The organism is Streptomyces sp. NPDC054847 (assembly GCF_053610925.1).
Map to the genome: position 1 here is coordinate 1 of NZ_JBSGZJ010000697.1, position 2,264 is coordinate 2,264.

Consider the following 2,264-nt stretch of genomic DNA (forward strand, 5'->3'; position numbering starts at 1 on the left):
CGGTGGGCACCGCGATGAGGAAGGTCATGAAGGAGAAGAACGGCAGCAGGACGGCGCCGGTCGCGAACATGTGATGGGCCCACACGGTCACCGACAGGCCCGTGATCGCGATGGTCGCCCCGATCAGGCCGACGTAGCCGAAGATCGGTTTGCGGGAGAAGACGGGGAGGATCTCCGTGACGATGCCGAAGAACGGCAGGGCGATGATGTAGACCTCGGGGTGGCCGAAGAACCAGAAGAGGTGCTGCCAGAGGAGCGGGCCGCCGTTCTCGGGGTTGAACACCTGTGCGCCGAAACGCCGGTCGGCCTCCAGGACCAGCAGCGCGGCCGCGAGGACGGGGAAGGCGAAGAGCACCAGGACCGAGGTGAACAGGATGTTCCAGGTGAAGATCGGCATCCGGAACATCGTCATTCCCGGGGCGCGCAGGCAGATGATCGTCGTGATGAAGTTGACCGCGCCGAGGATCGTGCCGAACCCGGACAGCGCCAGGCCCATGATCCACAGGTCGCCGCCGACGTACGGTGAGCGCTCGCCGCCGCTGAGCGGTGTGTAGGCGGTCCAGCCGAAGTCGGCGGCGCCCTGGGGGGTGAACAGGCTGCTCAGCACGATCAGTCCGCCGAAGAAGAACAGCCAGAACGACAGCATGTTCAGCCGTGGGAACGCCACGTCGGGAGAGCCGATCTGCAACGGCATGACGGCGTTGGCGAATCCCGCGAAGGTGGGCGTCGCGAACAGCAGCAGCATGATGGTGCCGTGCATGGTGAACGTCTGGTTGTACTGCTCGTTCGAGAGGATCTGGATGCCCGGCCGGGCCAGTTCCGCACGGAGCAGCAGGGCCATCACCCCGGCGACGATGAAGAACAGGAACGACGCGACCAGGTAGAGGTGCCCGATCTTCTTGTGATCCGTGGTCGTCAGCCACACGATGACGACCTGGCCCCGCGTGCGGCCCTTCACGGGAACGGGCGCCGGCGTGCGGGTGGATGTGACCATGTGTGTGACCCCCGGGCGGTTCTGGCGGTTCCTTCGTGCGCGGTTCGGAAAGCGGTGGAGTGCCCAGCCAACGCGATGCCACACGTAAAGCCGCGAAGCCGCGCCCGGGGCATGCGGACATGCCCTCTGCCGGGTCAGCGGGGCTTGGACCGGCGGATGGCCCCGGAGATGTGCAGAGGCACGTGCGCCCTTGTGGAGGGAGGGTCCGCGCCGGCGTGCCGTGCCGGGGCTACTTGCCTTGCGGCAGCGGCTCCGCCTCGCACACCGCGCCGCTCCTCGGGAGCTTCCTGTCGAGCAGATACGCGTTGACGGCGCTCTGCACGCACGCGTTCCCGCTGTCGTAGGCGCCGTGGCCCTCGCCCTTGTAGGTGAGTTCGAAGCCCACGCCCTTGCCGAGCTGCTCCGCCATGCGGGCGGCGCCCTCGTAGGGGGTGGCGGGGTCCCCGGTGTTGCCGACCAGCAGGATCGGCGGCGCGCCGGGCGCGCTCACCTCGGGGTGTTCGGCCTCTCCCGGCACCGGCCAGCCGTCGCAGGCGAGTGTGCCCCACGCCAGGGCGGGCCCGAACAGGAGCGACGTCTCGACGAACTGGGGCATCTTCGTCTCCACGTCCGCCACGGTGTAGCGGTCGCTGGAGTCGTCGCAGGTGATGGCTCTGAAGGCGTCGTCCTCGTTGCTCTCGTCGGCGTTGCTCTCGTCGTCGTTGCCGGCGGTGTCGCCGCCGGCGCCGCGCTGTCCCAGCTCCTCCGCCAGGTCGAGCAGGATGTCGCCGTTGCCGCCGGCGGCTGCTTCCAGGGCCACGAGGAGGGCGGGCCAGAACTCCTGCCGGTAGAGCGCACTGGTGATGGCGCCGGTGAGCTTGTTGCCGTCGAGTTCACTGCCGTCGGAGGTGGGGAGCGGAGCGTCGTCGAGGTCGGCCTCGAGCTCCACGGTGGTGTCCACGATCTCCTCGCCGCTGTCGCCGAGCGTGCAGCCCTGCTCGGCGCACCAGGCGGCGAAGTGCTCGAAGGCGAGCTGGAACCCTCCGGCCTGCCCGAGGGCTTCCTCCATCGTGTTGCGGGTGGGGTCGACGACGCCGTCCAGAACGGCCCGGCCGACGTTCTTCGGGAACAGGTGGGCGTACACGCCGCCGAGCTGGGTGCCGTACGAGATCCCGAAGTAGTGGAGCTTCTTGTCGCCGAGGACGTGCCGCATCAGGTCCATGTCCTGGGCGGCCTCGGTGGTGCCGACGTGCGGGAGGATGTCGCCGGAGTTCTTCTTGCACGCCGCGGC

At 68.7% G+C, this 2,264-nt stretch carries 2 protein-coding genes; both read right to left on the reverse strand.

What is annotated here, in order from left to right; all coding sequences use genetic code 11:
- The coding region (locus tag ACWGH4_RS34365; RefSeq protein WP_453467738.1) for a cytochrome c oxidase subunit I at positions 1–994 on the reverse strand (994 nt) is incomplete at its 3' end.
- Between the two features lie 229 nt (positions 995–1,223).
- Positions 1,224–2,264, reverse strand: a 1,041-nt coding sequence (locus ACWGH4_RS34370) for an alpha/beta hydrolase (protein WP_453467740.1), incomplete at its 5' end; no start/stop codon positions are given.